Below are 4,224 nucleotides of genomic sequence, written 5' to 3' on the forward strand. Positions count from 1 at the left end.
GGCGCTCGGTGACCACGGTCACCGATTGCGGCACGTCGCGCAGCTCCTGTTTTCCCTTGCCGATGCGGGTGGTGGTGGCCTGGTAGCTTTGTTTGCCGCTGGGTTCGGCAGCGGCTTTCACCTTGATCTGCGGCAGCGTGGTCACGCCCGATGCGGCCGACGCGGGTGCCGAAGCGGCAGTCGGCGCAGCCGGTGCGCTGGTCTGTGCCATCACCGGCGGCAAGGCCAGGCCGAAGCCGGCCGCCAGGGCCCCCAGGGGCAAGAGCGAGGTGCGCGCGGGGGCTGCGTCGGGCGCGTGTGGTGGGCGTTGGGTCTGCACAGGGTTCTCCGTGGATGTTTGGAGCACGGGCTGGCAGACGGGCTGGCTGGTGCGGTGGTCGTTGGGTTCGGTGGTCCGGGCTACTTGGTCAGGATGAGCTTGCCGAGCGAGGTTTGTCGCAATCGGTACAAGCTGCCGTGGTGCTCGATCAGCACCTCCTTGGCGCCAGCCAGCAACTGCTGGCTGGAGATGCGCGGCACTTCAACCTGCGCCGCAGGCTCGGCGGGGCGCGGCACGGGCAGCTCGGGTGGGTTGCGCTCCATGGCTCAGGGCGTCTCGGGCTCGCTGACGAAGCCGACCTTGCCCAGGCCGGCCCTGGAAGCATCGGCCAACGTTTGTGCGACCGAGCGGTAGGGCACGTTCTGGTCGGCGCGCAAATGCACTTCGGGCTGCGGCAGCTTCTTGCTCTCGGCTGCAAAGCGGGTGGCGGCCTCGCTGCGCGTGACCGACTCGCCGTTCCAGAACAAGGCTCCTTCGGCGTTGATGGCGAACTCGATCTTGTCGGCCTTGGCCACGTTGGGCTGCGAGCTGGCCTTGGGCAGGTCGAGCTTGACGGCCTGGGTGAGCAGCGGTGCGGTGACGATGAAGATCACCAGCAGCACCAGCATCACGTCGATCAACGGCACCATGTTGATCTCGGCCATGGGCGCGCTGGCATGGCGGTTGTCGAAGCTTGCAAAGGCCATGGCGTGCTCCTCAGGCGGAGCGCGGGCGGCCGATGGCGGGTGCCGTGCTGCGCACCGGTGGCGGCGGCGCGTTGCCCGCATCGGCGCTCAGCGGCTGGCCCATCGACACGAAGGTGTGCAACTCGTAGGCAAACGCATCGAGCTTGGAGAGGATCACGCGGTTGGAGCGTGTGAGCCAGTTGTAGCCCATCACCGCAGGGATGGCGACCGCGAGGCCCAGGCCGGTCATGATGAGCGCCTCGCCCACCGGGCCGGCCACCTTGTCGAGCGTGCCGGCGCCGCTCATGCCGATGGCCACCAGCGCGTGGTACACGCCCCAGACCGTGCCGAACAGGCCGACAAAAGGCGCCGTGGCACCGACGGTGGCCAACATCGCGAGGCCGTTTTCGAGCCGCGTGGTTTCTTCGTCGAGCACCTTCTTGATGGTGCGCGTCACAAACTCACCCGAGCTGCCCGCCTCTTCGAGCTTGGCCGCGCCGTACTTGGCGTGGTGCGCCTGCGCATGCATGGCGTGGCTGGTGAGGTGGGAGAACGGGTCGTTGGCGCCGTGGGTGCTGATCTCGGCCGCCACCGCGTCGAGCGAAGTCGCGTTCCAGAAGAAGCTGAGGAACGACTCGCTGCGACGCTTGCGCGCCACCAGCGTCAACCCCTTGATCGCGATGATGGCCCACGAGGCCACCGACATCAGCACCAGGATGGCGAGCAGCGTCTTGCCCACTGCATCGCTTTGCATGAGGAAGTGGCCAAAGCCCAGGGGGGAGTCTGCGTTCACGGTCATTTCTCCAGCTCAAAAGGAATCGGGATGCGCGCCCAGCCCGCGGTGGGCACGCCGTTGTGTGTGTAGGGTTTGAAGCGCGCGCGTCTGACGGCCGACACCGCCGACTCGTCGAGCCGCGCGTGGCCCGACGACTGCTGCACCTGCACCGTGCGCGGCAGGCCGGCTTCGTCGATGTAGACGCTGACCATCACCAGGCCAGATTCACCGGCGCGGACCGACAGGCGCGGGTACTCGGGCGCCGGCTTGACGAGGTACTGCACCTCGGAGGCCGGGATGATCTTGGGCGGCTGAGGTGGCGTCGGCGGCGCTGGAGGCGCCTCGGCCACCACCGGAGTGGGCGGCGCAGGCGGGGGCGGCAGTTCGGGCGCGGGCGGTGCCTCAAACGGCGCGGGCGTTGGCGCGGGTGCCGTGGTGAGCAGCGTGGGCGGCGGTGTCTTCAACACCGGCGGCTGCACGGACGGTGGCGGCGGAGCCGGCGGGGCGGGCGGCGCCAGCAGGTCGACAAAGATCGGCGCCGCTTCGACCACCGCATCGCGCACCGCGGGCACCTGCAGCACACCCCAGATCGCACCGATGTGGGCCAACGCAATGGCGCAGACCACCGCACGGTACTGCGCCTTGCTCAGCCCCTCTGCAGCCAAAGGTCTGGGCCGCCCGGGTGCCGCGAGGGAGGGCGAAATGAGAGTGGCGTTGACAGGCGGGGTTGCGGGCATCTGGCGCCGCCTCGACGCGGGCGGAATGGGTGATACAAGTTTGCGCGAAGTTTATCACTAACGAGAACGATTCGCATTTGTATTTACCTTGGCTCAGACGGAAAATCTGATGACGAGCCTGCGATGTGCCCACGCACACTCCGCTGTCGGCACCGTTTCAAGCGCCCAAAAAAAACGGGCCGCGCAAGGCGGCCCGTGTGATCAAGAGAAATCAAATGTTGGCAACAGGTGCTTGGGTTCTCAGCGAACCACCAGCACCTCGGCTTCCTTGCCCGCATTGCGGCGCATCATCACCAGGAAGCCGGTTTGTGATGGCGATGCCGTTGCTCCGCCCGGCACCGACAGCGTGTCGACCCGCGCCAAGCGGAACGGCCGCACGACGCCACTGCTGTCGCCCGACACCGCATAACGCGGTGTGGCCGGCGTGAAGCTCATGTCGAGGATCGTGTCGGTCGTGGTGCCGCTGAAGTAGTTGTCGAAGGCAAAAGCCGAGAAGTTGAGCCGCGTGTCGGGCGTGACACCCAGCGCCGCCAAGGGCAGGCTGAAGATGGTGTTGCCCGAGTTGAGGTCGGCATCGAGGTAGTAATACGCCGACGAGAGGCCGGTGGCCAGGTTGGCCACGTAGACGAGGCTCACCCCGGTGGCGGCAAAGCCGGTCTGCTCCTGGTTGTAGACCGCGTAGTCGAACACCCCGTCGGCATTGGTGTCGATGTCGATCTCGAAGCCGCCCGGGTAGGTCGGATGCGCGCGCCGCCCAAAGGTGTTGATGGCGAACTGCAGCGCTCCTTCCACGGGCTCATAGCGCACACCCACGGCACGCATGTCGATCACCGCGAGGTTGTCGCCCGGGCCGGGCAACTCGTTCGGCGGGACCTTGGTGCTGGTGCCGGTGAGGGCGAACACATCGAACTCGCTTTCGGCCAGGCCGGCGTTGGCAAACAGGATGATGCCGCCCGGCCAGTTGCTGCGCTGTGCCAGCAGAGCGCCGGCTTCGGCCGCCTTGCGCGGCAGGATGTGCCACGGCACGCTCAGCACCTCCGGGCCTGCGGTCAACGTGAGGTAGCCGTCGTATTCGGGGCCGTCGAGCAGGTCGCCACGGCCGCCGAGTGCGCCGCCATCGAGCGTCCAGTCGGGCAGGCGGCGTGGGTCAACGCGCAGCTTCACCGTGATGGTGGCGCGGCTGTTGGCCCCGACCTTCACGCTGTTGGGCGCGATGACGGAGACCGCACCGCTGGCTTCGTCGTCGGCATAACGGAAGCTCTTGCGGATGCTGAAGGTCTTGGCCTGGTTGCCCAGGTTTTCAACCACCAGGCGCTTCTCGTACTCGGCAAAGCCGCTCACTTCCCGCGCACCAAACGACAAGGCGGCCGATAGGTCGTCCTTGTTATAGGCCACGGCGTTCAAGGCCAGTGCCGAGCGAACGCGCACCTCGCCCGCACCGATGCGGGTGATCGGCGCCAGCCGGCCAGGCAGCAGCGCGCCGTTGGTGTAGACATTGGTCGTGGCGCTGTTCATCAGCATCGACTTGATCTGCAGCGGCGTGCGGTTCGGGAAGGCCTGGATCAGCAGGGCCGCCGAGCCGGCAATCATCGGCGTGGCACCCGAGGTGCCGCCGAAGCTCTCTTCACCGGTTCCACTGCCGGCCACCGCCGACACCGACGCGCCGGGCGCACCGATCTCGGGCTTGATGGTCTGGAAGCTCATGCTCGGGCCACGCGCCGAGCTGCT

5 protein-coding genes and 1 pseudogene are annotated in these 4,224 nt (G+C 67.4%); all 6 read right to left on the reverse strand.

Annotation, left to right across the window (positions count from 1 at the left end):
• Positions 1 to 319, reverse strand: a pseudogene (locus tag RMO40_RS10510) (hypothetical protein); the annotation flags it as partial.
• A gap of 80 nt (positions 320 to 399) precedes the next feature.
• Positions 400 to 582, reverse strand: a complete 183-nt coding sequence (hemP, locus tag RMO40_RS10515) for a hemin uptake protein HemP (protein ID WP_309720298.1) — start codon at positions 580 to 582, stop codon at positions 400 to 402.
• Between the two features lie 3 nt (positions 583 to 585).
• Entirely contained in the window at positions 586 to 1,005 is a 420-nt protein-coding gene (locus RMO40_RS10520; protein ID WP_309720301.1) for a biopolymer transporter ExbD, read from the reverse strand.
• Between the two features lie 10 nt (positions 1,006 to 1,015).
• Entirely contained in the window at positions 1,016 to 1,783 is a 768-nt protein-coding gene (locus tag RMO40_RS10525; RefSeq protein ID WP_309720303.1) for a MotA/TolQ/ExbB proton channel family protein, read from the reverse strand.
• Positions 1,780 to 2,496: a TonB family protein gene (locus tag RMO40_RS10530; RefSeq protein WP_309720306.1), complete on the reverse strand. Its 717-nt coding sequence runs from the start codon at positions 2,494 to 2,496 to the stop codon at positions 1,780 to 1,782. Before RMO40_RS10530 ends, RMO40_RS10525 begins: the two co-directional genes overlap by 4 nt.
• Before the next feature lie 240 nt (positions 2,497 to 2,736).
• Positions 2,737 to 4,224, reverse strand: a 1,488-nt coding sequence (locus RMO40_RS10535; RefSeq protein ID WP_309720309.1) for a DUF8811 domain-containing protein, incomplete at its 5' end; no start/stop codon positions are given.

The organism is Rhizobacter sp. (genome assembly GCF_031412075.1).
Lineage (GTDB): Bacteria > Pseudomonadota > Gammaproteobacteria > Burkholderiales > Burkholderiaceae_C > Rhizobacter.